The 22,619-nt window shown below is 72.3% G+C and carries 20 protein-coding genes; 11 read left to right on the top strand and 9 right to left on the bottom strand.

Features of this window, described 5'->3' with window-relative positions; translation table 11 throughout:
* Positions 1-4: 4 nt before the first annotated feature.
* Both KUF83_RS09240 and KUF83_RS09235 read right to left on the bottom strand, forming a co-directional pair.
* On the bottom strand, positions 5-1,354 hold the full coding sequence (locus tag KUF83_RS09240) for an MFS transporter (protein WP_254643568.1): 1,350 nt from the start codon (positions 1,352-1,354) through the stop codon (positions 5-7).
* Between the two features lie 72 nt (positions 1,355-1,426).
* Positions 1,427-1,864 (bottom strand): MarR family winged helix-turn-helix transcriptional regulator, encoded by a 438-nt coding sequence (locus tag KUF83_RS09235; protein ID WP_217454097.1) that lies wholly within the window; start codon positions 1,862-1,864, stop codon positions 1,427-1,429.
* Positions 1,865-2,030: 166 nt separating this feature from the next.
* On the opposite strand from KUF83_RS09235, the gene KUF83_RS09230 reads away from it, so the two are divergent.
* The gene (locus KUF83_RS09230) at positions 2,031-2,213 is read left to right on the top strand and encodes a ribbon-helix-helix protein, CopG family (protein ID WP_217454096.1); all 183 of its coding nucleotides are present in this window, start codon (positions 2,031-2,033) and stop codon (positions 2,211-2,213) included.
* Positions 2,214-2,259: 46 nt separating this feature from the next.
* Here KUF83_RS09230 and KUF83_RS09225 read toward each other — a convergent pair whose 3' ends face one another.
* Entirely contained in the window at positions 2,260-3,711 is a 1,452-nt protein-coding gene (locus KUF83_RS09225; protein WP_217454095.1) for an NCS2 family permease, read from the bottom strand.
* Positions 3,712-3,862: 151 nt separating this feature from the next.
* On the opposite strand from KUF83_RS09225, the gene KUF83_RS09220 reads away from it, so the two are divergent.
* On the top strand, positions 3,863-4,198 hold the full coding sequence (locus KUF83_RS09220; protein WP_217454094.1) for a DUF2530 domain-containing protein: 336 nt from the start codon (positions 3,863-3,865) through the stop codon (positions 4,196-4,198).
* Between the two features lie 208 nt (positions 4,199-4,406).
* The gene (locus KUF83_RS09215) at positions 4,407-6,815 is read left to right on the top strand and encodes an HAD-IC family P-type ATPase (RefSeq protein ID WP_217454093.1); all 2,409 of its coding nucleotides are present in this window, start codon (positions 4,407-4,409) and stop codon (positions 6,813-6,815) included.
* 203 nt (positions 6,816-7,018) lie between these two features.
* Here the strand turns inward: KUF83_RS09215 and KUF83_RS09210 are convergent, their stop codons facing one another.
* From KUF83_RS09210 to KUF83_RS09200, 3 genes are all read right to left on the bottom strand, one after another.
* Positions 7,019-7,951: a hypothetical protein gene (locus tag KUF83_RS09210; protein WP_217454092.1), complete on the bottom strand. Its 933-nt coding sequence runs from the start codon at positions 7,949-7,951 to the stop codon at positions 7,019-7,021.
* 245 nt (positions 7,952-8,196) lie between these two features.
* Positions 8,197-11,319: a sacsin N-terminal ATP-binding-like domain-containing protein gene (locus KUF83_RS09205; protein ID WP_217454091.1), complete on the bottom strand. Its 3,123-nt coding sequence runs from the start codon at positions 11,317-11,319 to the stop codon at positions 8,197-8,199.
* Positions 11,320-11,730: 411 nt separating this feature from the next.
* Positions 11,731-12,654 carry a DUF3027 domain-containing protein gene (locus tag KUF83_RS09200; protein ID WP_217454090.1) on the bottom strand — a complete coding sequence of 308 codons (924 nt, stop codon included), beginning with the start codon at positions 12,652-12,654 and terminating at the stop codon, positions 11,731-11,733.
* A gap of 357 nt (positions 12,655-13,011) precedes the next feature.
* On the opposite strand from KUF83_RS09200, the gene KUF83_RS09195 reads away from it, so the two are divergent.
* The 4 genes from KUF83_RS09195 (at position 13,012) to KUF83_RS09180 (ending at position 16,715) form a co-directional block, all read left to right on the top strand.
* Entirely contained in the window at positions 13,012-14,433 is a 1,422-nt protein-coding gene (locus KUF83_RS09195; protein ID WP_217454089.1) for an MFS transporter, read from the top strand.
* A 99-nt stretch (positions 14,434-14,532) separates the two neighbouring features.
* Complete coding sequence (locus KUF83_RS09190) at positions 14,533-15,021, top strand: hypothetical protein (protein WP_217454088.1); 489 nt, start codon at positions 14,533-14,535, stop codon at positions 15,019-15,021.
* Positions 15,022-15,037: 16 nt separating this feature from the next.
* Positions 15,038-15,856, top strand: a complete 819-nt coding sequence (locus KUF83_RS09185) for a futalosine hydrolase (protein WP_217454087.1) — start codon at positions 15,038-15,040, stop codon at positions 15,854-15,856.
* The gene (locus KUF83_RS09180; protein ID WP_217454086.1) at positions 15,840-16,715 is read left to right on the top strand and encodes a 1,4-dihydroxy-6-naphthoate synthase; all 876 of its coding nucleotides are present in this window, start codon (positions 15,840-15,842) and stop codon (positions 16,713-16,715) included. Before KUF83_RS09185 ends, KUF83_RS09180 begins: the two co-directional genes overlap by 17 nt.
* A gap of 129 nt (positions 16,716-16,844) precedes the next feature.
* Here the strand turns inward: KUF83_RS09180 and KUF83_RS42575 are convergent, their stop codons facing one another.
* On the bottom strand, positions 16,845-17,228 hold the full coding sequence (locus KUF83_RS42575; protein ID WP_055610283.1) for a cold-shock protein: 384 nt from the start codon (positions 17,226-17,228) through the stop codon (positions 16,845-16,847).
* A 165-nt stretch (positions 17,229-17,393) separates the two neighbouring features.
* Between KUF83_RS42575 and KUF83_RS41855 the strand changes: the two genes are divergently transcribed.
* Positions 17,394-17,705 carry a hypothetical protein gene (locus tag KUF83_RS41855; protein WP_308402950.1) on the top strand — a complete coding sequence of 104 codons (312 nt, stop codon included), beginning with the start codon at positions 17,394-17,396 and terminating at the stop codon, positions 17,703-17,705.
* On the opposite strand, the gene KUF83_RS09170 is transcribed toward KUF83_RS41855, so the two are convergent.
* Positions 17,647-18,279 carry an HAD family hydrolase gene (locus tag KUF83_RS09170; RefSeq protein WP_217454085.1) on the bottom strand — a complete coding sequence of 211 codons (633 nt, stop codon included), beginning with the start codon at positions 18,277-18,279 and terminating at the stop codon, positions 17,647-17,649. The genes KUF83_RS41855 and KUF83_RS09170 overlap by 59 nt on opposite strands.
* 307 nt (positions 18,280-18,586) lie before the next feature.
* On the opposite strand from KUF83_RS09170, the gene KUF83_RS09165 reads away from it, so the two are divergent.
* From KUF83_RS09165 to KUF83_RS09155, 3 genes are read left to right on the top strand one after another with little or no spacing between them, the layout of a single operon-like run.
* Positions 18,587-19,579, top strand: a complete 993-nt coding sequence (locus KUF83_RS09165; RefSeq protein WP_217454084.1) for an iron ABC transporter permease — start codon at positions 18,587-18,589, stop codon at positions 19,577-19,579.
* The gene (locus KUF83_RS09160; RefSeq protein ID WP_217454083.1) at positions 19,576-20,652 is read left to right on the top strand and encodes an iron chelate uptake ABC transporter family permease subunit; all 1,077 of its coding nucleotides are present in this window, start codon (positions 19,576-19,578) and stop codon (positions 20,650-20,652) included. The genes KUF83_RS09165 and KUF83_RS09160 overlap by 4 nt, the downstream gene beginning before the upstream one ends.
* Positions 20,649-21,551, top strand: coding sequence for an ABC transporter ATP-binding protein (locus KUF83_RS09155; RefSeq protein WP_217454082.1), 903 nt, complete (start codon positions 20,649-20,651; stop codon positions 21,549-21,551). Before KUF83_RS09160 ends, KUF83_RS09155 begins: the two co-directional genes overlap by 4 nt.
* Here the strand turns inward: KUF83_RS09155 and KUF83_RS09150 are convergent.
* Positions 21,502-22,491 (bottom strand): hypothetical protein, encoded by a 990-nt coding sequence (locus tag KUF83_RS09150; protein ID WP_217454081.1) that lies wholly within the window; start codon positions 22,489-22,491, stop codon positions 21,502-21,504. The genes KUF83_RS09155 and KUF83_RS09150 overlap by 50 nt on opposite strands.
* Positions 22,492-22,619: the final 128 nt, after the last annotated feature.

Raw genomic sequence — 22,619 nt, 5'->3', positions numbered from 1 at the left:
CGGCCTACGCCGCGGTCGCCAGTTCCCGCTCGCGCGGGACGAAGCGGACCTGTGGGTGGCCGTGGTGCCAGCCCACCGACAGGCGCAGACCGCCCACGCGGGCGAGGACCAGACCGACGGTGACGGCGGCCAGGAACGAGACGACTCCGCCGGCCGCGAAGCCCACCCGGGGGCCGTAGGCGTCGGTGATCCAGCCGACGACGGGCGCCCCCAGCGGCGTACCGCCCATGAAGACCATCATGAACAGGGCCATGACGCGGCCGCGCATGGCCGGGTCGGTGCCCATCTGGACCGCGGTGTTCGCCGTGACGTTGACCGTCAGGCCGGCGATTCCTATCGGGACCATGAGCAGGGCGAACAGCCAGTAGGACGGGGCCAGTGCGGCCACGATCTCCAGGACACCGAAGGCCACGGCGGCGGCGATCAGTACCCGCAGCCGGGCCGTACCGCGCCGGGCGGCGAGCAGCGCGCCCGCGAGCGAACCGACGGCCATCAGTGTGTTGAAGAGGCTGTACGCGCCCGCGCCGGCGTGGAAGACGTCGTCCGCGTAGGCGGAGAGCCAGACGGGGAAGTTGAAGCCGAAGGTGCCGATGAAGCCGACGAGGATGATCGGCCACATCAGGTCGGGGCGGCCCGCGACGTAGTGCAGTCCCTCGCGGAGCTGTCCCTTGCCGCGCGGGGTGCGCTGGACCTGGTTCAGCTCGCGGGAGCGCATCAGGAGGAGTCCGGCGATGGGCGCGACGAACGACAGTCCGTTGAGCAGGAACGCCCAGCCCGTGCCCACGCCGGTGATGAGCAGACCCGCGACGGCGGGGCCCACCAGGCGGGCGGACTGGAAGTTGGCGGAGTTGAGGCTGACCGCGTTCTGCAGCTGGTCGGGGCCGACCATCTCGGAGACGAACGACTGCCTGGCCGGGTTGTCGATGACCGTGGCGAGGCCGACGGCGAAGGCGGCGACGTAGACGTGCCAGACCTGGACGTGGCCGGAGAGGGTCAGGAAGGCGAGCGCGATGCCGGTGAGGCCCATCGCGGACTGGGTGGCCAGCAGGGTCGGGCGCTTCGGCAGCCGGTCGACGAGGACGCCGCCGTAGAGGCCGAAGAGCAGCATCGGCAGGAACTGCAGGGCCGTGGTGAATCCGACGGCGGCGGAGGAGCCGGTGAGGCTCAGCACCAGCCAGTCCTGGGCGATGCGCTGCATCCAGGTGCCGGTGTTGGAGACGACCTGGCCGGTGAAGAACAGGCGGTAGTTCCTGATCTTCAGCGAGCTGAACATCGAGGAACGGGTCTTGGGTGCGGACGGGGAGTTGTGGGCGGCTGGTGCGGGGGCGGAGTCTGCTCCGGATCCCGTACTCAACGGCGTTCGCCTCCTTGCGTGTTTCGGCGAGCCCGGCCCGTGGGTGAGCTCGGTGGCTTCCGTGTGTCCGGCCTACAGGTGGGCCAGCTTCTCCAGGACGGGGGCGGCTTCGCGGAGCTTCGCCCACTCGTCCTCGTCGAGGCTGTCGACCAGTCCGGCCAGCCACGCGTTCCGCTTGCGGCGGCTCTCGTCGAGCATGGCCTCGGCCCGCTCGGTCTGCGTGACGACCTTCTGGCGACGGTCCTCGGGGTGCGGCTCCAGCTTGACCAGGCCCTTGGCTTCGAGGAGCGCCACGATGCGGGTCATCGAGGGCGGCTGCACATGCTCCTTGCGGGCGAGCTCGCCGGGTGTGGCGGTGCCGCAGCGGGCGAGGGTGCCGAGGACCGACATCTCTGTCGGGCTCAGCGACTCGTCGACCCGCTGGTGCTTGAGTCGACGTGACAGGCGCATCACGGCGGATCGCAGGGAGTTCACGGCGGCTACGTCGTCGCCATGGGTCAGGTCAGGCATGTTCTTTAGAGTAACTCATTACCCTAACTAAAGACCACCGCGACGCGCCCGTGAAGCGCGTGAAACGGGCCACTGACGCTTCCCCGCACCCATACATCACTCATACGAGTGAGACTGTTCCAGAAAGTGACCCGATGTCGCGCCGGGTGCGGCGACCCTCGACTCCATGGGGACCAGCGTGCTCAGCCTGCGGATAGACGGGGAGCTGCTCGAGCGGCTCCGGCACCATGCGGCCAGAAGGGGAATGAGCGTCCAGGACTATGTCGTCGGGACGCTCATTCGGGACGACTTCGACGAGCGGTTCCGGACCGCGGTCGAGGAGACGGAAAAGTTCTACGGGGTCACGTGAACCCGGCCATTCCGCGCGGTCATGTGAGCCCGCGGCGGGCCGGGGCTCAGGTCAGGCCCAGCGCCGGCATCAGGTAGTAGAAGGCGAAGACCGCCGACACCACGTACATCGCGACCGGCACGTCACGCCCGCGCCCGGCCGCCAGCCGCAGCACGACGAACGTGATGAAGCCCATGCCGATGCCGTTCGTGATCGAGTACGTGAACGGCATCATCATCATCGTCACGAACGCCGGGATCGCGATGGTGTGGTCGCTCCAGTCGATCTGCCGGATCGAGCCGGACAGGATCAGGAAGCCGACCGCGAGCAGCGCGGGCGTGGCGGCCTGGGACGGGACCATCGTGGCGACCGGGGTGAGGAAGAGCGCGACGCCGAAGAGACCGCCGGTGACGACGTTCGCGAAGCCGGTGCGGGCGCCCTCGCCGACGCCCGCCGTGGACTCCACGAAGCAGGTGGTCGCCGACGAGGAGGTCGCACCGCCCGCGGCGACCGCGATGCCGTCGACGAAGAGCACCTTGTTGATGCCCGGCATGTTGCCGTTCTTGTCGGTCAGTTCCGCCTCGTCGCCGATGCCCATGATCGTGCCCATCGCGTCGAAGAAGCACGACAGCAGGACCGTGAAGACGAACAGCACGCCGGTCAGTACGCCGACCTTGCCGAAGCCACCGAAGAGACTCACCTCGCCGACCAGCCCGAAGTCGGGGCTGGCGACCGGGTTGCCGGGCCACTTCGGCGTGGTCAGGCCCCAGGAGGGCACCTCGGCGACCGCGTTGATCACCACGGCGACCACCGTCATCGCGACGATCGAGATGAGGATCGCGCCCGGCACCTTGCGCACGATCAGCGCCAGCGTGAGGAGCGTGCCGAGGACGAAGACCAGGACGGGCCAGCCGTCGAGGTGCCCGGTCCCGCCGAGCTGCAGCGGCACGGTCGTCTGAGCGGCGTCCGGGATGCGCGAGACGAAGCCCGAGTCGACCAGGCCGATCAGCATGATGAACAGGCCGATGCCGATCGCGATGCCCTTGCGCAGGCCGAGCGGCACGGCGCTCATCACGCGCTCCCGCAGACCCGTGGCGACCAGCAGCATGACCACGAAGCCGGCCAGTACGACCATGCCCATGGCGTCCGGCCAGGACATGCGGGGCGCCAGCTGCAGCGCGACGACCGTGTTCACACCGAGCCCGGCGGCAAGGGCGATCGGTACGTTGCCGATGACGCCCATCAGGAGGGTGGTGAAGGCGGCGGTCAGCGCGGTCGCGGTGACCAGCTGTCCGTTGTCGAGCTGGTGCCCGTACATGTCCTTCGCGCTGCCCAGGATGATCGGGTTCAGCACGATGATGTAGGCCATCGCGAAGAAGGTGGCGAACCCGCCCCGGATCTCACGCGGCAGGGTGCTGCCGCGCTCGGAGATCCGGAAGTAGCGGTCGAGGGCGCCGTGGGCGGACCGGGGGTCCGGCTCCTTGGGCGCGGGAGCCTTGGCGGGGGCCGAGGTGGGCATGTGAAGACCTCATCACCAGCGGACATCCCGATGCCCATTTGGCGTTTCATACGAATGTAAGTGGCCAGAAGTAAACAGTTTCAGTATGAACATACGTCACGGAGAACGCTATCTCCGCGCGTAGACCTGATCACCTCGTAAGCTGTGGCCCATGGCGAAGTGGACACCGACACATGAGGCACCGGAACCCCTGGAGGGTCCCGTGGTCGCCACCATCACGGGTGGCACGATCCTCTGGTTCGTCCTCTTCCTGGCGCAGCTGCCGTTCTACGGCCGTCTCGACGACGACGGACACCTGTGGTGGCTGTGGACCTGCCTGGCCGGATCCGGCCTCGGCCTGATCGGCATCTGGTACGTGCGCGGACGCGAGGCGGCGATCAGGCGGGACGCGGCCGGTCCGGACGCCCCGCAGGACACGCAGGCGCCGCAGGACACGCAGGGGACGCAGCAGGGGTCCGCGCACCCGGCCCGCACCGACCCGCAGTAGCTCCGGATCGCCGGACGCCTGCGCCCTCCCGGGCCGGGAACCCGCGCGACCGGCCTCACCAGCCACCGTCCGCCACCGCCCGTCGCGGACGAGGCATGCCGGCCGGGGAGCGTCCCGTACTACCACGGCAGCATTCGGGTCCTCCCCTGGTCGGATCTTTGCCGCACTCGGCGGGTGAAGCCGTATATCCCCCCGTACCGTCGGATGCATGACGCACATCGACGCGGGCACCGAACTCGACCCTGTGCATCCCCGGCCCATACCCGGCCCCGCGCCGAGGGCGGCGGGCCTCAGCTCGGCCGAGGTCGCCGAGCGGGTGGCGCGGGGCGAGGTCAACGACGTACCCGTGCGCAGCAGTCGTTCCACGGCCGACATCGTCCGGGCGAACGTCTTCACCCGGTTCAACGCGATCATCGGTGTGCTCTGGCTGGTCATGATGTTCGTCGCGCCGTTCCAGGACAGCCTGTTCGGCTATGTGATCCTCGCGAACACGGGGATCGGCATCATTCAGGAGCTGCGCGCGAAGAAGACCCTGGACTCGCTCGCGGTGATCGGTGAGGCGCGGCCGACCGTCCGGCGGGACGGGGCCGCCGCCGAGGTCGGCACCTCCGAGATCGTGCTCGGGGACCTGATCGAGATCGGTCCGGGCGACAAGATCGTCGTGGACGGCGAGTGCGCCGAGACCGACGGCCTGGAGATCGACGAGTCGCTGCTGACCGGTGAGGCCGACCCGGTCGTCAAACAGCCCGGCGACCAGGTCATGTCGGGCAGCTTCGTGGTGGCCGGCGGCGGCGCGTTCACCGCGACGAAGGTGGGGCGCGAGGCGTACGCGGCGCAACTCGCCGAGGAGGCGAGCCGCTTCACCCTCGTCCACTCCGAACTGCGGACCGGTATCTCCACCATCCTCAAGTACGTGACGTGGATGCTGGTCCCGGCCGCCGTCGGCCTGGCCATCACCCAACTCGTCAGCAAGGACAACGACTTCAAGGACTCGATCGCGCGTGCCGTCGGCGGCATCGTGCCCATGGTCCCGGAGGGCCTGGTCCTGCTCACCTCGGTGGCCTTCGCGATCGGCGTCATCAGACTCGGCCGGAAACAGTGCCTCGTGCAGGAACTTCCGGCCATCGAGGGCCTCGCCCGCGTCGACACGGTCTGCCTCGACAAGACGGGCACGCTCACCGAGGGCGGCATGGACGTCACCGCGCTGCGGCCCCTGGACGGCGGCGACGAGTCGTACCTGCGGAAGGTGCTGGGCGCCTTCGGCGCGTCCGACCCCCGGCCGAACGCCTCGCTCCAGGCGATCATCGACGCCTACCCGGACAGCGAGGGCTGGCGCTGTGTCGCAGCGCTGCCCTTCTCCTCCGCGCGCAAGTACAGCGGGGCGTCCTTCGACGAGGGCGACGGCGGATCGAGTACGTGGCTGCTGGGCGCCCCGGACGTGCTGCTGCCCGCCGAGGACCCCGCGCTGGCCGAGACCGAGCACCTCAACGAGCAGGGGCTGCGGGTCCTGTTGCTCGCCCGGGCCGACCGGGACCTCGACGACCCGCGGGCGCAGGAGGGCGCGCTGCCGACCGCGCTCGTCGTACTGGAGCAGCGGCTGCGTCCCGACGCGGCGGACACCCTGCGGTACTTCGCGGAGCAGGACGTACGGGCCAAGGTGATCTCCGGCGACAACGCCGTCTCGGTCGGCGCCGTCGCCGCCAAGCTGGGACTGCCCGGCGCCTCCGCCACGGTCGACGCGCGCCGGCTCCCCGCCGGGCAGGAGGAGATGGCCAAGGCCCTGGACGAGGGTGCGGTGTTCGGGCGGGTCACCCCGCAGCAGAAGCGCGACATGGTGGGAGCGCTCCAGTCGAACGGTCACACGGTGGCGATGACCGGCGACGGGGTGAACGACGTGCTCGCCCTGAAGGACGCCGACATCGGCGTGGCGATGGGCTCGGGCTCGGAGGCCACCCGGGCGGTCGCCCAGATCGTGCTGCTCAACAACAGCTTCGCGACGCTGCCCTCGGTGGTCGCGGAGGGGCGCCGGGTCATCGGGAACATCACGCGCGTCGCGACGCTGTTCCTGGTGAAGACGGTGTACTCGGTGCTGCTGGCCGTGCTGGTGGTGTGCTGGCAGGTGGAGTACCCGTTCCTGCCGCGGCACCTGACGCTGCTGTCGACGCTGACGATCGGCGTGCCGGCGTTCTTCCTGGCGCTCGCGCCCAACAAGGAGCGGGCCCGGCCGCACTTCGTACGGCGGGTGATGCGGTACTCGATTCCGGGCGGGGTCGTCGCGGCCGTCGCCACCTTCAGCACGTATCTGATCGCCCGTCACCATTACACGGGTGAGGGGGCGTTGGACGCGGAGACGAGTGCCGCGACGCTGACGCTGTTCCTGGTGTCCATGTGGGTGCTGGCGATCGTCGCCCGGCCGTACACGTGGTGGCGGGTGGGCCTGGTGGCCGCGATGGGGTTCGGGTTCCTGATCGTGCTCGTGGTGCCGTGGCTGCAGGAGTTCTTCGCGCTGAAGCTGGTGGGGACGACGATGCCGTGGACCGCCGTCGGCATCGCGGTGGCCGGGGCGGCCGTGCTGGAACTCGCGTGGAGGCTGGTCGACCGGCGGTTCCCCGCGTAGGGCTTCCGCGGGGAGGGGCGCTGACGGCCGTGGGCCAGGTGTGGCCCGGTGGAGGCTGGTCGCGCAGTTCCCCGCGCCCCTGAAAAGGGGCCCGGTGGGAACTGCGACGCGACCAGCCGCACACGCCGACGGCCCCACACCCACCCGGGCATGGGGCCGTCGGCCGACGGAGAAGTCGGAGCAGACCGAGAAAACCGAGGAAACTAGTTCACGTCGACGAAGTCACCCGCGGCCTTGACCGCCGGAGTCGTCGTCGTACCCGCGAAGTTGTAACGGAAGTAGCCGTCGGCCGAAGCCTTGACCGTGGTCTTCAGGGCACCGGCCGAGGCGGACTTGACCGTCTTGACGTCCACGTAGGTGGTCGTGCCCTTCTTCTTGAACTGGAGCTTCACCGGCTGGACGGTGTAGCCGGCGTACTTGTTCGTGTCCCAGTTGGCGCGGGTCAGGGCGCCCTTGACCGTGATGGTCTTGCCCTTCTTCACGGGCTCCGGGGAGGCGTTGACGGTGAGCTTGGAGAACCGCTGGACCTTGGTGGTGCCGACCTTGTCCTGCTCGGCGACACCGACCTTGGTGACGTCGAAGTCGTCGGCGCCCGGGTCCTGGCCGTTGAAGGCGACGGCGTAGGCGTTGGCCGTCCACGTGCCGGCGTCGGAGTTGAACAGCTCACCGTCGCCCGGGCGGGCGTCGATGGTGCCCTTGCAGGAGGCGACGGTGGCGGAGACCGGCGTGCAGGTCGGGAGCAGGTCGCCGAAGAGGTAGTTGTCCGGCTCCGCGAAGGACCCGCGGTAGATCTCCACGTCGACGATGAAGTCGGGGGCGGCGATGTCCACGTCGGCGGCGTGCGTCAGCGTGAACGTCGTCGGGACGGTGACCTGCTTGGTCGTGCCGGCCACGATGGCCTTGCCGTTGTTGATCTTCACGTCGGAGACGCTCGCGTCGAGCGCGTACGGCGCGTCGGCCGCCGCACCGGCGGCGACACGGGAGCCGGCCTTGCCGGAAGCGGCGTGAGCGGCGTCGAGAACCTTCGCGACGTCCGCGCGCGAGATCGCGGAGCCGTCGGCCTGTGCGGCCGGAACGGCGAAGGCGGAGAGAGCCAGGGCGCCGGTGACGGCAGCCACGGTGGCACGTATACGCATGCGTTCCCCTGATGGAGAAAGGGACCCCGACGGCAGTTCTTCACGTCTGGGGCCCGAGTGATCGGGGAGTCTGTTGACTCGGGTGATCAGATGCGTGTCAGGGGTGAATGGTTGTACGTGTGGTGAATCTTTTGCACACGCGTGACCAAGGTCATCGGCATTCACCCCCGGACCCGGACGAACCGGACCTGCACCAACCGGACCTGCGTGAACCGGGCCCGGGGTCGGCCCGGTTCACGCCGAGCTCAGTCGAACCAGCGGTCCCGCGCCAGCTCGTCCGTCCTGGACGAGTCCTCCAGCAGGGCGGCGACCTCGAAGCGGCGGGGCCACTGGCCGGCCGCCCAGGCCAGACCGGCGGCGACGCCCTCCAGGGTGGCGGCGTGCAGGACGCCGTCGCGGGTGCGGCGCCAGTCGAGTTCGGTGCCGTCGACGAAGAGCTCCTCGTGCTCGACGTAGGTCGCGGGGGTCGACGGGCCCAGCAGGACCCGTACGGATTCCGGTACGTCGTGCTCGGAGCCCTCGCTCGTCACCTCGCCGGTGACGGACTCGCTCAGCCGCCGGACCTGGAACAGCTCGGCCAGGTCGGCGGCCCGCGACGGCCGTACGGGCAGCAGGGGCGTGCCGCCGGTGAAGGGCAGCAGGTCGGGCGAGTCGACGACCACGGCGTCGGCCGCGTCCACGACCCGCACCTGGCCGTCCACGACGGCCCGCAGTTCGTCGGGCAGGGTGACCTGGTCGGGGTCGAGGTCGGCCAACGCGCAGTACAGGGCGTGCAACTGGGTCGCCGAGACCTCCCGGTCGGGGTCGGCGAGCCGGTCGAGGAGTTCGGCACCGCCGCCGGGCTCGGCGAGCAGGGCGGACACGGACGTGCGGACGCCCAGCGCCCGCAGGACCTGCTCGTCGTCGAATCCGGTGGCGTCGACGGCGTCGTACAGACCGTGCAGGAGCGGGTCGCCGCCCTCGGCGCGCAGACCGGCCGGGCGGCGGCCGTCGAGCACCGGGTGCCCGCGCAGCCACCAGGCGGTGTACGGCCGGACGATCTCGTGCGTCCCGTCCGCCAGCAGGACCCGGACCGGCTGGGTGATGGCGTCCCGCAGCGGGGGGCGGGACAGCAGGGCCAGGGCCTCGGGCCAGCGGTCGTCGTCCACGAGGTCGAGATCCCGTACGGCGACGAGTTCCGTGGCGACGGGCGGCACGGGTGAGTCCGGCAGCCGGTCGAGGACGTCCTCGCACCAGACGTCCACGGCGTCGAGGAGTCCCGCGTCGTCGGGTTCGGCGAAGTCCCCTTCCCGCGGCTCCAGTTCGTCGGGGTCCAGGACGACGTCCGTGGCGCGTACGAGGGTGAAGTTCGCCAGGACGCCACAGGCGGCGAGCGGCTGCTCTCCCCAGCGCTCGGCCAACTCGCCGTCCACCGAGGCGAGTTCGTCCTCCCGCATCACGCGGGCGAAAGGACTGCCGGGGAGGACGAGTTCGCCGGCCGGGACGAGTTCGCCCTCCTCGTCGGGGAGTGCGAGGGCGCCGAGCCAGGGTTCGTCGCCGGGTTCGAGGGCGGCGTCGCGGACCAGGGCGAGGACGGTGTCGGCCAGTTCCTCGGCGTCGGGGGTGTCGTCGTCCCAGCCGCCGCGGTCGTCGTCGAGGGAGGCGGCGACGGCCGCGCGGACCTGCGGTGTGGTCAGGACGGCCCGGGGGGTGGCGGGCAGGGCGCCCTGCTTCTCCAGGAGCGGATGGACGGCGTCCGGGTGGGCGACCTTCAGGCCGAGCCGGGCGAGGGCGTCGGGCGCGGCCTGGGCCCCCTCCGCGGTGGGCAGCAGGACCTGCCGGGGCCCGATCGTCGTACGTCCGTCGGCGAGCGGAACGGGCAGTCCGGACAGCCGGTCCGGGTCGACCCCGGCCAGGCTGTCGTACAGGCGACGCCACCACTCGGGGTCCTTCTCCAGGCCCGCGAGCCGGTCGACCGCTTCGGTCAGCGGCACGCGCGCCACCCCCAGCGTGCGCAGTTCCGCACGCCGTTCGAGCCCGGCGGGCAGCAGGCTGGGCAGCACCTCCGCGAGGACCCGTACGGTCTCGGCTCCGGCGCCCTCCACCACCTCGGCGTCGCGGGGGCGCAGGGCCTCGGGGAGGTCGGGGTCGTCGCCCGGCTCGACGGCGGGCGGCAGGAACGCGGCCCGCGGCAGCCGGTCGAGGATCGCCAGTCGCAGGGCCCCGTCCAGCTCGCCCTTGCCGAGCGGGCCGGGCACCAGGCCGATGGTTCCGGTGGTCACGGGCCGCCAGGCGGTCAGCAGTTCGACGTACGCGTCCGCCGCGCGCTGCACCAGGAAGTCGGTGAGCGGTCCGGGAGCGGCATGGCGGCGGGTGGTGTCGAGCGGCAGCGAGGCGATCAGCAGCGCGGGCACGCCGAGGGGTTCGTCGCTGGGGGTGGGGGCGTGCACGACGGGGCCGGTGCGGGGGCGCCCGGGGGTGCCGTCGTCGTCGACCGGGACGGCCCAGGTGACCGACCAGTGGAGGCGCAGCCGCTCCTCGACGGGCCGGTCCGCGAGCAGCGCGGGTTCCAGGGAGCCGTGGGCGGAGACGGTGCGCCAGTGCGTCGTGCCGTCCCGTGAGTCCTCGACGACCACGCCGCCCGCGTCGTCGGCGCGGCGCCTGATCGTCCGTACGTCGCCGTCGCCGGTCTCGACGACGACCTCTTCGAGGCCGGGCAGGGCGAGCAGCAGGGCGTCGTCGATCCCGTCGAGCAGCCGCTCCGCGAGGGCCTGGGCGGCCTGGTCCCGCAGCGGCAGGACCACGACGCTGTCGTACGGGGCCGGCGCGGCGCCCTCGGCCGCGAACGGCAGCCGGAGCAGCGGCACATGACCGTCGCGGCGGCGCAGCTCGTCCCCGAGCCCGGGGCTGTTGCGGGCGGTGCCGACGGCGAGGTCGCGGGCCTCGGCGAGGGACCAGCGGACGCCGCCGTGCCGGCCCAGCAGGGCGGGTTCGTCGGTCACGGCGAGGACGGCCGCGAAGCCGACGCCGAAGCGGCCGACCGCGCTGTCGCTGTCGTCCCGCTTGGCGGAGGCACGCAGGGTGGAGAGGGATTCGACGCCGGTCGCGTCCAGGGGGGCGCCGGTGTTGGCGGCGGCGAGGACGCCGTCGCGGAGGGTGAGCCGCAGGCGTCCCGGGACGCCCGCACGGGACGCGGCGTCGGCGGCGTTCTGCGCGAGCTCGACGACCAGCCGGTCCCGGTATCCGCCGAGGACGAGGTCCTCTTCGGAGTTGGCGTCCTCACGGAACCGCGCCGGGCTCGTCGCCCAGGCGTCCAGCACCCCGCGTCGCAGCCGTGCCGTCCCGAACGGATCCGCGCCCTCGGCAGCCGGCCGCACGAAGTTGCTCACGGTTCACTCTCCATCTCACGTCGTACGGCCGCGCACGGTGGCCCGGTCGCCGCAAGAAGGTACCGCGCGTGCCCCTTGGCGGGGGGCCAGGGTTCGGGGTGCCCCACCGGGATACGGGCGCGGACCGGCGGTGGCTGAGCGCGCCCCTGAAAAGACGACCGCCGCGGCCCCGGCTTCTTCCAGGGGCGCGGGGCTGTGTCGTCCTGCGGCTCCGCCGCGCGGGCGCGACCGGCCACCGCCGCACCCGCACTCGACAACCAACCCCGGGCCACCCCCTCCAGGGGCGCGGGGCTGTGTCGTCCTGCGGCTCCGCCGCGCGGGCGCGACAAGCCACACACAACCCGCACATCACAGCGGGCCCGAGCCGACCCGAACCGCTCCCGGCCCAGCCGGCGGCAGCCAAGCGGCAGCCTAACTGTGGCCGAATTCCGCCGTGGACTCGTCCGGCCCCACCGGGACCGACCCCGAGTCGGCGGCCGGCCGCAGGGGGAACGGGTCGACCCGGGTCTCGTCTACGACCGGCGGCGCGGGCCGCATCGGCTTCGGCATGACCGCGGCCTCGGAGTGACCGCCGCAGCCGTACGACAGCGAGACCACGCGACCGTCCGCGGGCGAGAACTCGTTCGCACACAAACCGAACGCCTGTCCGAGCGATCCGCCGACGGGGTTCAGGAAGCCACAGCTGACACAGGTGGCGGGCGCCGCCTGGGCCATCGCCGTCTTGGCCCCGTACGACTCCTCCCACCGGTCGGCCGCGACGTGCAGCCCGTACCGCGACAGCACCCGCGCCCGCCGCATGCCCAGTTCCTCGGCGACGGAGGCGATCGACCCGCGGGAGGGCACCAGCGGCAGCGCGGACGGCGCCCCGGGCAGGACCTCGGCGTCCTCCGCCTCGGCCAGCTCGGCCATCTCCTCGGAGATCGGCGCGTTCGGAGCGGGCTCGTCCTCGCCGGAGTACCCGGGCTCCAGGCGCAGATCCTCCGCGTCCGTGGGCAGCAGGTCACCGGGGCCCATGTCGCCGGGCCGGAGCCGTTCGCTCCACGGCACCCACTCGGGCGCAAGGAGGGCGTCGGAGCCGGGCAGCAGCACGGTCTCGTCCAGGGTGACGATCTTCGCCCGCGAGGCCCGGGCCACGGTCACGGCCCAGCGCCACCCGCGGTAGCCCATCTCCTTGCATTCGAAGAAGTGCGTGACGACGCGGTCCCCTTCGCTGACCATTCCCGCGTGCTCCCCGACGACGCCGGGAGCGGCGGCCTCCTCGGCGGCTGCCCGGGCGAGGTCCACGGCCTCGGCACACAGACGGTCGGGGGTTCGGCTTCGCGTTGTCGCGCTCACAGGTATCGCTTCTCTCCTACGCCGTCTCACGAGTGCGCCGTCCCTCGACGGGGGTGCGGACGGAGCGGACCAGTGGGCCGCGTCGACGTCCGCGCCCGATCGCACTCGGGCGCGCCTACGCCATCCATTCTGCGGGATGACCGAGAGGCGCGCGGCCGAGAACAACCGCCGCGGGCGCGCTACGCACGCTACCGCCTTGTCGGCCCTGGGCCTACACCGGCGTTGCCTTCACCGCTTCGCGGCGCCCCCGGCCGGGCGTCTTCCGGGCCCGCCCGGCGTCGGTTCCACAGCGTCCACTCAGCCTCTATACGCGCGGTAACCACGCTACATCCGCCGTTCTCGGGGCACTATTGCGGAGTGGCAGCAGCAAGGTCGCCCCAAGGCGCCACCGGGATCGGTGGCGCAGGGGCGGGAAGTACAGGCGGAGCGGGCGCGGTGCGCGGGGCGCTCCGTTCCGTCGGGCGTGCCCTGCACCTGCCGTTCACCGGTACGGCAAAGGGCATCAGAAAAGCGACACACGCGCACGGCGCGGGCGAGTCGGGCCTCGGAAAGCTGATCGAACTGCACGGGGTGAACGGCGCCGGCGACATGATGATCACCGTCGCGCTCGCCTCGACGGTGTTCTTCTCGGTCCCGACGGACGAGGCGCGCGGCCGCGTGGCGCTCTACCTGGCGATCACCATGGCTCCGTTCACGCTGCTCGCCCCGGTCATCGGCCCCCTCCTGGACCGCCTCCCGCACGGCCGCCGGGCCGCGATGGCGGGCGCGTTCATGGCCCGCGCGTTCATGGCCCTGCTGCTGTCGGGCGCGGTCGTCACGGGCAGCATCGAGCTCTATCCGGCGGCCCTCGGCGTCCTGGTGGCGTCGAAGGCGTACGGCGTCGTCAGAAGCGCCGTGGTGCCCCGGCTGCTGCCACCGTCGTTCTCCCTGGTCAAGGCGAACTCACGGGTCACGCTGGGCGGCCTGCTGGCGACGGGCGTGGCGGCTCCCATCGGAGCGGGGCTCCAGGCCCTCGGCCCGCGCTATCCGCTCTACGGCGCCTTCCTGCTCTTCGTGGCGGGTACGTTCCTGTCGTTCTCGCTGCCACGCAAGGTCGACTCGGCGAAGGGCGAGGACAAGGCCCTGCTCGCCGCGGACGAGCAGCACCTGCACGGGCCGCACCTGAAGCAGCCCAAGCGCCCGGGCCTGCGGACGGTCGGTACGGGGGTCACGCACGCGCTCGCCGCGAACGCCGCGCTGCGCGGTCTCTCCGGGTTCCTGATCTTCTTCCTGGCGTTCCTGCTGCGGGAGCACCCGCTGGCGGGCGCGAGTGCGGCGGTCTCGCTGACCATCGTGGGCGTCTCGGCGGGCGCGGGCAACGCGCTGGGCACGGCGGTCGGGGCGGCGCTGAGATCCCGGGCGCCGGAGCTGATCATCGTCACGGTCGTCGCGGTGGTGCTCGCGGTGGCGATCACGGCCGCGGTGTTCTTCGGAGTGATCCTGGTGGCGGTCCTCGCCGCGTTCGCCGGGTTCGCGCAGGCGCTGTCCAAGCTGTCGCTCGACGCGCTGATCCAGCGGGACGTGCCGGAGCTGGTGCGGACGTCGGCGTTCGCGCGCTCGGAGACGCTGCTGCAGATGGCCTGGGTGGTCGGCGGGGCGATCGGCATCGCGCTGCCGCTCAACGGCACGCTCGGCATGGCCGTGGCCTCCGCGATCGTCGCGGTCGGCTGGCTCACCACGGTCCGCGGGCTGCTGAGCGCGGCCCGGCACGGCGGACGGCAGCACGCACGCGTGGCGTGAACCGCCAGGGGCCGCCGGGGGCCGATGTGCCGGACCGCGGCACGCCGCGTACCCCACCCACATAGCCGGGCCACCGGACCCGCCCGATAACCTTCGCCCATGAGCTCCCAGCGTCCCCTTGCGCGCCGTCGCCGCGCCGTCGCCGCCGCCGGCGCCGTTTCCGCCGGACTTCTCGTCCTGTCCGCCTGTGACAAGCCGACGCCGATGGCCACCGTCACGGTCGGCGGCCACTCGGTCAGCACCGAGGCCGAGTGCTACAAGGACGGCAAGAACATCGGCAAGGCGGAAGCCGCCAAGTGCGCCCTCAAGAAGGCCACCGAAACGATCAGCGTCCCGCAGGGCGAGACGCTGCGGATCGGTGTCGACCCCGAGATCGCCGACGAGGGCTGGGCCCTGTGGCTCAACGGGCAGCAGGTCACCTCCCCGTTCAAGAAGACGTACTACGCCTTCGAGGGCGTCGACCTCTTCGCCGAGCAGCAGGGCCAGGCCGCCCCGAAGACGATCTACATCAGCGTCGTCCAGCAGAACAAGGCCGGTACGCAGGTCCAGGGTGTCTGGAACTTCAAGCTCGAGAACGCGGACGCCTGAGCCGCCCGGTCCGCCCGTGCCGCCGCTCACGCGTGTCCTCGTAGCCACCGCGGTCGCCGTCGAACGGGACGCGGTGGCCGCGGCGTTCGCGCTCCCGGCGCGGGAGCACGTGGTTCCGGGGGCGAGCCTGAGCAGGGTGGCCGTCCCGGCGGACCGCTCCCCCGCGGGCGATCCCGCTCCCGCCGGTTCCGCCCTCACCGCTGAACCCCTCACCGCTGGACCCCTCGCCGGTTCCGCCGTCTTCGACCTCCTCGCCGCGGGCGTGGGTCCGGCGGCCGCCGCCGCGTCGACCGCCGCCGCGCTCACCGCCGCCGCGCTGGCCGGTGAGCCGTACGACCTGGTCGTCTCGGCAGGCATCGGCGGCGGGTTCCCGCCCGACGCGCCCGTCGGATCGCTCGTCCTGGCCGACGAGATCACCGCCGCGGACCTGGGCGCCGAGACCGCCGACGGATTCGTCCCGGTCACCGAACTGGGGTTCGGAGCAGTCACCCACCGGCCGCCGGAATCACTCGTACGAGAGGTCGCGGCCGTCACCGGGGCGCGTTCCGGGGCAGTTCTGACGGTCAACACCGTCACCGGAAGCGCGGAGCGGGCCGCGGAGCTGCGCCGGCGCCACCCGGGGGCGCTCGCCGAGGCCATGGAGGGCTTCGGCGTCGCGGAGGCGGCCGCCGCACACGGCGTGCCCGTCCTGGAGATCCGTGCCGTGTCCAACCCCGTCGGCCCCCGGGACCGCACCGCCTGGCGGATCGGCGAGGCCCTCGCGGCACTGACCGGGGCGTTCGGGAAGCTCCCGCCCGTATTGGAGAGTTGGAACGGACATGAGCGCACTCAATGAGACCGACAGCGGCGCGGAGCCGCTGAGGATCGCCTACTCGCCCTGCCCGAACGACACCTTCGTGTTCGACGCCTGGGCCCACGGCCGGATCCCGGGAGCACCCGCGCTGGACGTGACCTTCGCGGACATCGACCTCACCAACGGCATGGCCGAACGCGGCGAGCTCGACGTCCTGAAGGTGTCGTACGCCGTCCTGCCGTACGTCCTGGACGAGTGGGCGCTGCTGCCCTGCGGGGGCGCCCTCGGGCGGGGCTGCGGGCCGCTGGTCCTCACCCGGGAGCCCGGTGCGGACCTCACCGGCCGCACGGTCGCGGTGCCGAGCGAGCGGTCGACGGCGTACCTGCTGTTCCGTCTGTGGGCCGCGGACGTCGTGCCCGGCGGGGTCGGCGAGATCGTGGTGCTGCCGTTCCACGAGATCATGCCCGCCGTGCGGGACGGCAAGGTGGACGCCGGGCTCGTCATCCACGAGGCCCGCTTCACGTACCAGAACTACGGGCTGCACAAGCTCGCGGACATGGGCGAGCACTGGGAGCAGTCGACGGGGCTGCCGATCCCGCTGGGCGCGATCATCGCCAGGCGGTCGCTGGGCGAGGCCACGCTGCGGCTGCTCGCCGAGAGCGCGCGGGCGTCCGTGCGGGCGGCCTGGGACGATCCCGAGGCGTCCCGGCCGTATGTGATGGAGCACGCCCAGGAGATGGACGAGTCGGTGGCGAACCAGCACATCGGGCTGTACGTCAACGAGTTCACCGCCGGCCTCGGCGAGGACGGGTACGCCGCGGTCCGCGGCCTGCTCACCCGGGCCGCGGCGGAAGGACTGGTGCCGGCTCTCGCGCCGGGGTCGCTGGAGTTTCCCGCGTAGGGGGTGCCACGGGGTCGTTCGCGGAGTGCGGCCCGGTGAGGGCTGATCGCTCGCGCGGTTCCACCCGCTCCTCGAAAAAAGGCTGAGCCCCGCGCCCTTGAAGGGACGCGGGGCTCAGCCTTTCGCCGACTAGACGTCCAGTTGGTCCGCGACCGCGCGGAGAAGGCCCGCGATCTTCGCGCCGGAGGCCTTGTCGGGGTAGCGGCCCCTCTCCAGCATCGGCGTGATGTTTTCCAGAAGAGTCGTCAAATCCTGGACGATGGACGCCAGTTCGTCCGGCTTGCGGCGCTGGGCCGCCGCGACGGAGGGCGTGGGGTCCAGAATCGTCACCGAAAGTGCCTGGTCACCGCGCTGCCCGGCGACCACACCGAACTCCACACGCTGACCCGGCTTGAGAACATCGACTCCGGCGGGCAGGACCGAGGAATGGACGAAGACGTCGCCGCCGTCGTCGCGGGAGAGAAAGCCGAAGCCCTTCTCGCTGTTGAACCACTTGACCTTGCCAGTCGGCAAAGCACACGCTCCCTCGATCGGTCCCGGACGGGGCCGGACGCTAGTCAGAAATGCCGCTGAACAGCCTACCGAGGCTCTCCCCAACGACACACAGGCTTAATCACGCCCGGAAACAGGACTGGGCCCCGCCAAGTGAGGGCAGCGGCTCCGAACTACCCTGGTCGGGTGCGTGACAAAACCCCACCGAATTCCGCCGCGGCCGGAGACGGACTGATCCGTGCCGGTGCCATCGTGTTCTTCGTCGGCGCCGCGGCCACACTGGTCACCGTTGCCCCACTGCTCCTGGGTACGACGCCCTTTCCGACGTACATGTTCGGACTGAGCATGTTGATGGGAGTCGGATTCCTCATCGCGGGAGCGGGGGTGTTCCAGTCGATCGCCCGCGGGCGTCGGCAGGCGCGCGCGGGTTCCCGGGCGCCTATCGGCGTGCGCCCCGGTGCCCCGCCAGCCAACCCGGGAACTCCGTCAGGTCCTTGAGCACCACGTCGGCGCCCGCCGCGCGCAGTTCGTCCGCGTCGCACGGGCCGGTGGCCACGGCGACGGAGAGGGCGTCCGCGCTGCGGGCGCCCCGTACGTCGCCGGTGTGGTCGCCGACGTAGACAGCCGACCCGTACTCGCGCAGGGCCTCGGCCTTGCCCTCGGCCCACAGGCCGCCGATGACGGCGTCGGCGTCGATGCCGAGGTGGCTGAGGTGCAGCTTGGCGTTGGGCTCGTACTTGGCGGTGACGACGATCGCGCGCCCGCCCGCCGCCCGTACCGCCGCTATCGCCTCACGGGCGCCGGCCATCGCGGGCGTCGGCGCGATGGCGTGTGTGGGATACATCTCCCGGTAGACGTCCGCCATGGCCTCGACCTGCTCGGCCGGAAACCAGTGGACCAGCTCGTCCGCGAGCGGCGGTCCGAGCCGCGTGATGGCCAGATCGGCGTCGATGTACGTCCCCGTCCGGGCGGAGAGCGCCCGGTAGCAGGCGTGGATGCCGGGACGGGAGTCGATGAGGGTCATGTCGAGGTCGAAGCCGACGGTCAGCGCACGAGAAGTCATATGGGCCATTGTGCCCAGCGAATACGACGCACTTGTGATGCTCCGGTGAGCGTCCGCGCTCCCGGGCGCGGCCGCGCGGCGAACGCTCCGGACGTCCCCGGCACCCACACACCCAGGGGCGCGAGGAACCGCGCGATCGGCCCAAGACGGCCCGCGGCGGACGCACGACGCCAGGCGGCGCCCCCTCCAGGGGCGCGGGGAACTGCGCGATCGGCCACAGCCCACCCGCACCCGGCGAGCGGCCCGGATCGGCCACATAGACTCAGCCACGCCTTACCGAACCAGCCGGTCCTTCCAGCCCCCGGAGCCCCAGCCCATGCAAGCCAGACGTGCGGCCGCACTGGCGGCAGCCGTCGTCGCGTTGCTGCTGGCGGTCCTGTTCAGCCTGGCCGTCGGCGCCCGTGCCGTCCCGCCGTCCGCCGTCTGGGACGCCCTCCTGAACGGCGGCCACAGCGCCGACGCGGAGGTCGTACGCGGCCTGCGGGTGCCCCGCACACTCGTCGGCCTGATGGTCGGCGCGGGCCTCGCCCTGGCCGGCACCGCCCTCCAGGGCATCACCCGCAACCCCATCGCCGACCCCGGGATCCTGGGCATCAGCCAGGGCGCCTCGGTCGGGGTCGTCCTCGCCATCGCCTTCGCCGGCATCCACACGCTCACCGGGTACGTCTGGTTCGCCTTCGCGGGCGCGGCCGTCGCGTCGGTCGCCGTGTACGCCGTCGCGTCGAGCGGACGCGGCGGCGCGACCCCGGTGAAACTCGCACTGGGCGGCGCCGCGATCAACGCGCTGCTCGTGTCGGTCACCACCGCCGTGCTCACCACCCAGGCCTCCGCACTGGACGAGTTCCGCTTCTGGCAGGTGGGTTCGCTGGCGGGACGGGACGCGGAGATCGTCGGGCAGGTGTGGCCGTTCCTGCTGGCCGGGGCCGTCCTGGTGCTGTCGGTGGCGCGCGGCCTGGACGCGCTCGCCCTCGGCGAGGACGTGGCCCGGGGCCTCGGACAGCGGGTCGCGACGGTACGGATCGTCGGCGGGCTCGGCGCCACGGTGCTCACCGGTGTCGGCGTCGCCGCGGCCGGCCCGCTGGCCTTCATCGGGCTGGCCGTCCCGCACCTCGCCCGCGCGGTCGTGGGGCCCTCCCACCGGTGGGTGCTGCCCCTCGCCGCCCTCCTCGGCCCGACCATGCTGCTCGTCTCGGACACCGTCGGCCGGGTGCTGTTCCCGCCGAGCGAGGTCCCGGCGGGTGTGATGACGGCCCTGATCGGAGTGCCGTTCCTGGTGGGGCTCGTCCGCAGGAAGGCGGTACCGGCATGACGACGGCGACGGCGACGGCCACGACCGCCTCCTCGGCCGGGTACGCGGTGCTCCGCGTCCGGCGGGCCACCTTCCTGCTGCACCGGCGGGCGGCCGGCGTGTGCGCGGTCCTCGCCGTGCTCCTCGCGGCCGCTTGTCTCGCGTACCTCTGTGTCGGCGAGAGCTTCGTCGCGCCCGGTGAGGTGCTGAAGGTCCTGACCGGCCGGCCCTCGCCCGACGAGCTGGTGGTCGGGACGCTGCGGGCGCCCCGGCTGGTGGTCGGACTGCTCGTCGGGGCCGCCTTCGGAGTGGCGGGCGCGCTGATCCAGACCGTCGCCCGCAACCCGCTCGCCAGCCCGGACATCATCGGGATCAGCCAGGGCGCGAGCGCGCTGACGGTGGGCGCGATGACGTTCGGGGTGACCTCGTACGCGGTCCTGCCGTACCTGTCCGTCGCGGGCGGGCTCCTCGCGGCCGGGCTCGTGTACGCGTTCGCCTGGCGCGGCGGGCTGCACGCCACGCGGTTCGTGCTCATCGGGATCGGCTTCGCCATCGCGCTGCGTTCGGTGACCACGCTCTTCATGACGAAGGGCGACTACCTGGTCGCCCAGCAGGCGCAGATCTGGATGACGGGCTCGCTGAACGGCCGCGGCTGGGCGGAGGCCACGCCCCTCGGCTGGACGCTGCTCCTGCTCCTGCCGGCGGTGGCGTGGGCCGCGCGGGCCCAGCGGTCGGTCGGCGTGGACGACGACACGGCGACGGCTCTCGGTGTGCGGCTGAACCGGGTGCGCCTGGGACTCGTGCTGATCGGGGTCGTGCTCGCGTCGGTGGCGACCGGGGCCGCGGGACCGGTGGACTTCGTGGCGCTGCTGGCTCCGCAGATCGCCCGCCGCTCGGCCCGTACCGCGCAGATTCCGCTGGTGTGCTCGGCGCTGCTCGGTGCCTTCGTCGTCGTGCTGGCGGATCTGCTGGCCCGGCGGCTCTTCTCGCCGACCGAGGTGCCGGTGGGCGTGCTCACGGCGGCCGTCGGGGCGCCGTATCTGATCTGGCTCATCGTCCGGAGCCGTACCGTCCGTTCTGGAGGCAGGGCATGAGCAGGCTGTCGACGCGGGACCTGACCCTCGCGTACGAGGACCGCACCGTGGTGCGCGGGCTGGACCTCGCGATTCCGGACGGGCGGGTGACGGTCGTCGTGGGACCCAACGCCTGCGGGAAGTCCACCACGCTGCGCGCGCTGGGGAGGCTGCTGAAACCGCGGGGCGGGGCCGTGCTCCTCGACGGGACCTCGCTCGCCGAGCTGCCCACCAAGCGGATCGCCCAGCAGATCGGGCTGCTGCCGCAGACACCGGTGGCACCCGAGGCGATCACCGTCGCCGACCTCGTCTCACGCGGGCGCCAGCCGCACCAGAGCTGGTGGCAGCAGTGGTCCGACGCGGACGAGCGGGCCGTGACGGAGGCGATGGAACGCACGGACGTGGCGGCGCTGGCCGAGCGTCCCGTGGACGAGTTGTCGGGCGGGCAGCGCCAGCGGGTCTGGATCGCGATGGCGCTGGCCCAGGAGACCGGACTGCTGCTCCTGGACGAGCCGACGACCTATCTCGACATCGCGCACCAGGTGGAGGTCCTGGACCTCGTACGGCAGCTGGCCGCGCCCGCTCCCGACGGCGGCCGGGGCCGTACCGTCGTGCTCGTCCTGCACGACCTCAACCAGGCCGCCCGCTACGCCGACCACCTCGTCGCCATGAAGGACGGCCGGATCGTCGCCTCCGGCCCGCCGTCGGAGATCGTCACGGCCGGTCTCGTACGGGAGGTCTTCGGGCTGGAGTGCGTGGTCGTACCGGATCCGGTGACCGGGTCGCCGCTGGTGGTGCCCGGAGCGCCCTGGCGTGCCCCGTCCGAGGGGGCGGACCGTACCGATGCCGGTGTCCCCGCCCAGGAGTCCGCTACCTCCGGCGCTGCGACCTCCACACCAGATACAGCGCGGAAGCGATAGCCGCGCCCCGCAGGACCCACGGCCAGGTCTCGGCGACCGCGTCGCTCATCTGCCCCTGGGCGACGGGTGTGCCCCAGCGGCCCTCCGTGCGGCCCCAGAGCCAGACGACACCCGCCGAGACGACCAGGCCGGGCACGCCGAGGACCGCCCACTTCGACTCGGTGGGGCTCAGGCGGCGCGAGAGGTAGGCGATGAGCCAGCCGAGGCCCAGCATGACGAGGTTGCCGATGGCCGCGCCGGCGACGAGGAGGGCGGCGGCGAGCAGCAGCAGGGGGTTGGTCCAGCCTCCGCCGACGGGCCGCAGGCGCGGGACGAACCGGCGGCGTTTTTGCCCGGCCGGGCCGGCCGCCTCGACGGGTGCCACCGGTTCGACGACCGCCGTCACGGGCTTCGGCTCCGGCTCGTCGGGCTCTTCGCCGGGCGGCGGCTTGAGCAGTTCGGGGATCTCGATGCCCCCGACGAACCCTGGCACGTTGTCCATCGACCCGAGTGGTCCGCTCTCCACCCGCCACCAGTCGGGCTGGTACGAGCCGAGCTCGTCCGTGCTCGCGAGGTGCGGCGGGGAGGGCGCGGCGTCGGCCGTCTCGGCGGCACGCGGCTCCGCCGGGCGCGGCCGGGGGACCCTGCGGCGGGTCTTCGGCCGGGGTTCCGGTTCCTCGGCCCGCTGGGTGGGGACGGCGGCCCGCGGCTGTGCCGGGTCCTGCGTGCCCCCGGTGGCGTTCGCCGCCGAGACCACCGACTCGGGGGTGCCCAGGCGGTCGAGGATGCGGCGGACCGCGGCCGGGCTGTCGACGACCGCCTTGGCCCGGCGCCGGTCGATCTCGCCGCGCAGCTCCGTGACGAGCCGCATGCGCGTCCCGGACGGCAGCTGCCTCTGCTGGGCCAGGTCGCCGACCCGGCTCAGATAGTCGAATACGAGCTGGTCGCTCTCGATCCCCACGAAGTCCCCTCCGGGGCGCCCGCGTTGAAATGTCCCCGCGCGAACGACGGTACCGCGCCCGCCGCCCGTGACGGGCCCCGGCACGGCAGTGGCTCACACCAACGGGAACGTGGGCGGCCGCCCACCCG

Source organism: Streptomyces sp. BV286, from assembly GCF_019090165.1.
Lineage (GTDB): Bacteria > Actinomycetota > Actinomycetes > Streptomycetales > Streptomycetaceae > Streptomyces.
Note: the sequence above shows the minus strand (reverse complement) of the source record. Positions and strands in the feature narration are given on the sequence as shown.

What these genes read in the sequence shown, in the direction of transcription:
- KUF83_RS09225 (WP_217454095.1), bottom strand. Translation starts at nt 3,711, where the DNA reads ATGCCCACCTCGGCCCCCGCCAAGGCTCCCGCGCCCAAGGAGCCGGAC.
- KUF83_RS09210 (WP_217454092.1), bottom strand. Translation starts at nt 7,951, where the DNA reads ATGCGTATACGTGCCACCGTGGCTGCCGTCACCGGCGCCCTGGCTCTC.
- KUF83_RS09235 (WP_217454097.1), bottom strand. Translation starts at nt 1,864, where the DNA reads ATGCCTGACCTGACCCATGGCGACGACGTAGCCGCCGTGAACTCCCTG.
- KUF83_RS09180 (WP_217454086.1), top strand. Translation starts at nt 15,840, where the DNA reads ATGAGCGCACTCAATGAGACCGACAGCGGCGCGGAGCCGCTGAGGATC.
- KUF83_RS09160 (WP_217454083.1), top strand. Translation starts at nt 19,576, where the DNA reads ATGACGACGGCGACGGCGACGGCCACGACCGCCTCCTCGGCCGGGTAC.
- KUF83_RS09170 (WP_217454085.1), bottom strand. Translation starts at nt 18,279, where the DNA reads ATGGCCCATATGACTTCTCGTGCGCTGACCGTCGGCTTCGACCTCGAC.
- KUF83_RS09220 (WP_217454094.1), top strand. Translation starts at nt 3,863, where the DNA reads ATGGCGAAGTGGACACCGACACATGAGGCACCGGAACCCCTGGAGGGT.
- KUF83_RS09155 (WP_217454082.1), top strand. Translation starts at nt 20,649, where the DNA reads ATGAGCAGGCTGTCGACGCGGGACCTGACCCTCGCGTACGAGGACCGC.
- KUF83_RS09165 (WP_217454084.1), top strand. Translation starts at nt 18,587, where the DNA reads ATGCAAGCCAGACGTGCGGCCGCACTGGCGGCAGCCGTCGTCGCGTTG.
- KUF83_RS09190 (WP_217454088.1), top strand. Translation starts at nt 14,533, where the DNA reads ATGAGCTCCCAGCGTCCCCTTGCGCGCCGTCGCCGCGCCGTCGCCGCC.
- KUF83_RS09215 (WP_217454093.1), top strand. Translation starts at nt 4,407, where the DNA reads ATGACGCACATCGACGCGGGCACCGAACTCGACCCTGTGCATCCCCGG.
- KUF83_RS09230 (WP_217454096.1), top strand. Translation starts at nt 2,031, where the DNA reads ATGGGGACCAGCGTGCTCAGCCTGCGGATAGACGGGGAGCTGCTCGAG.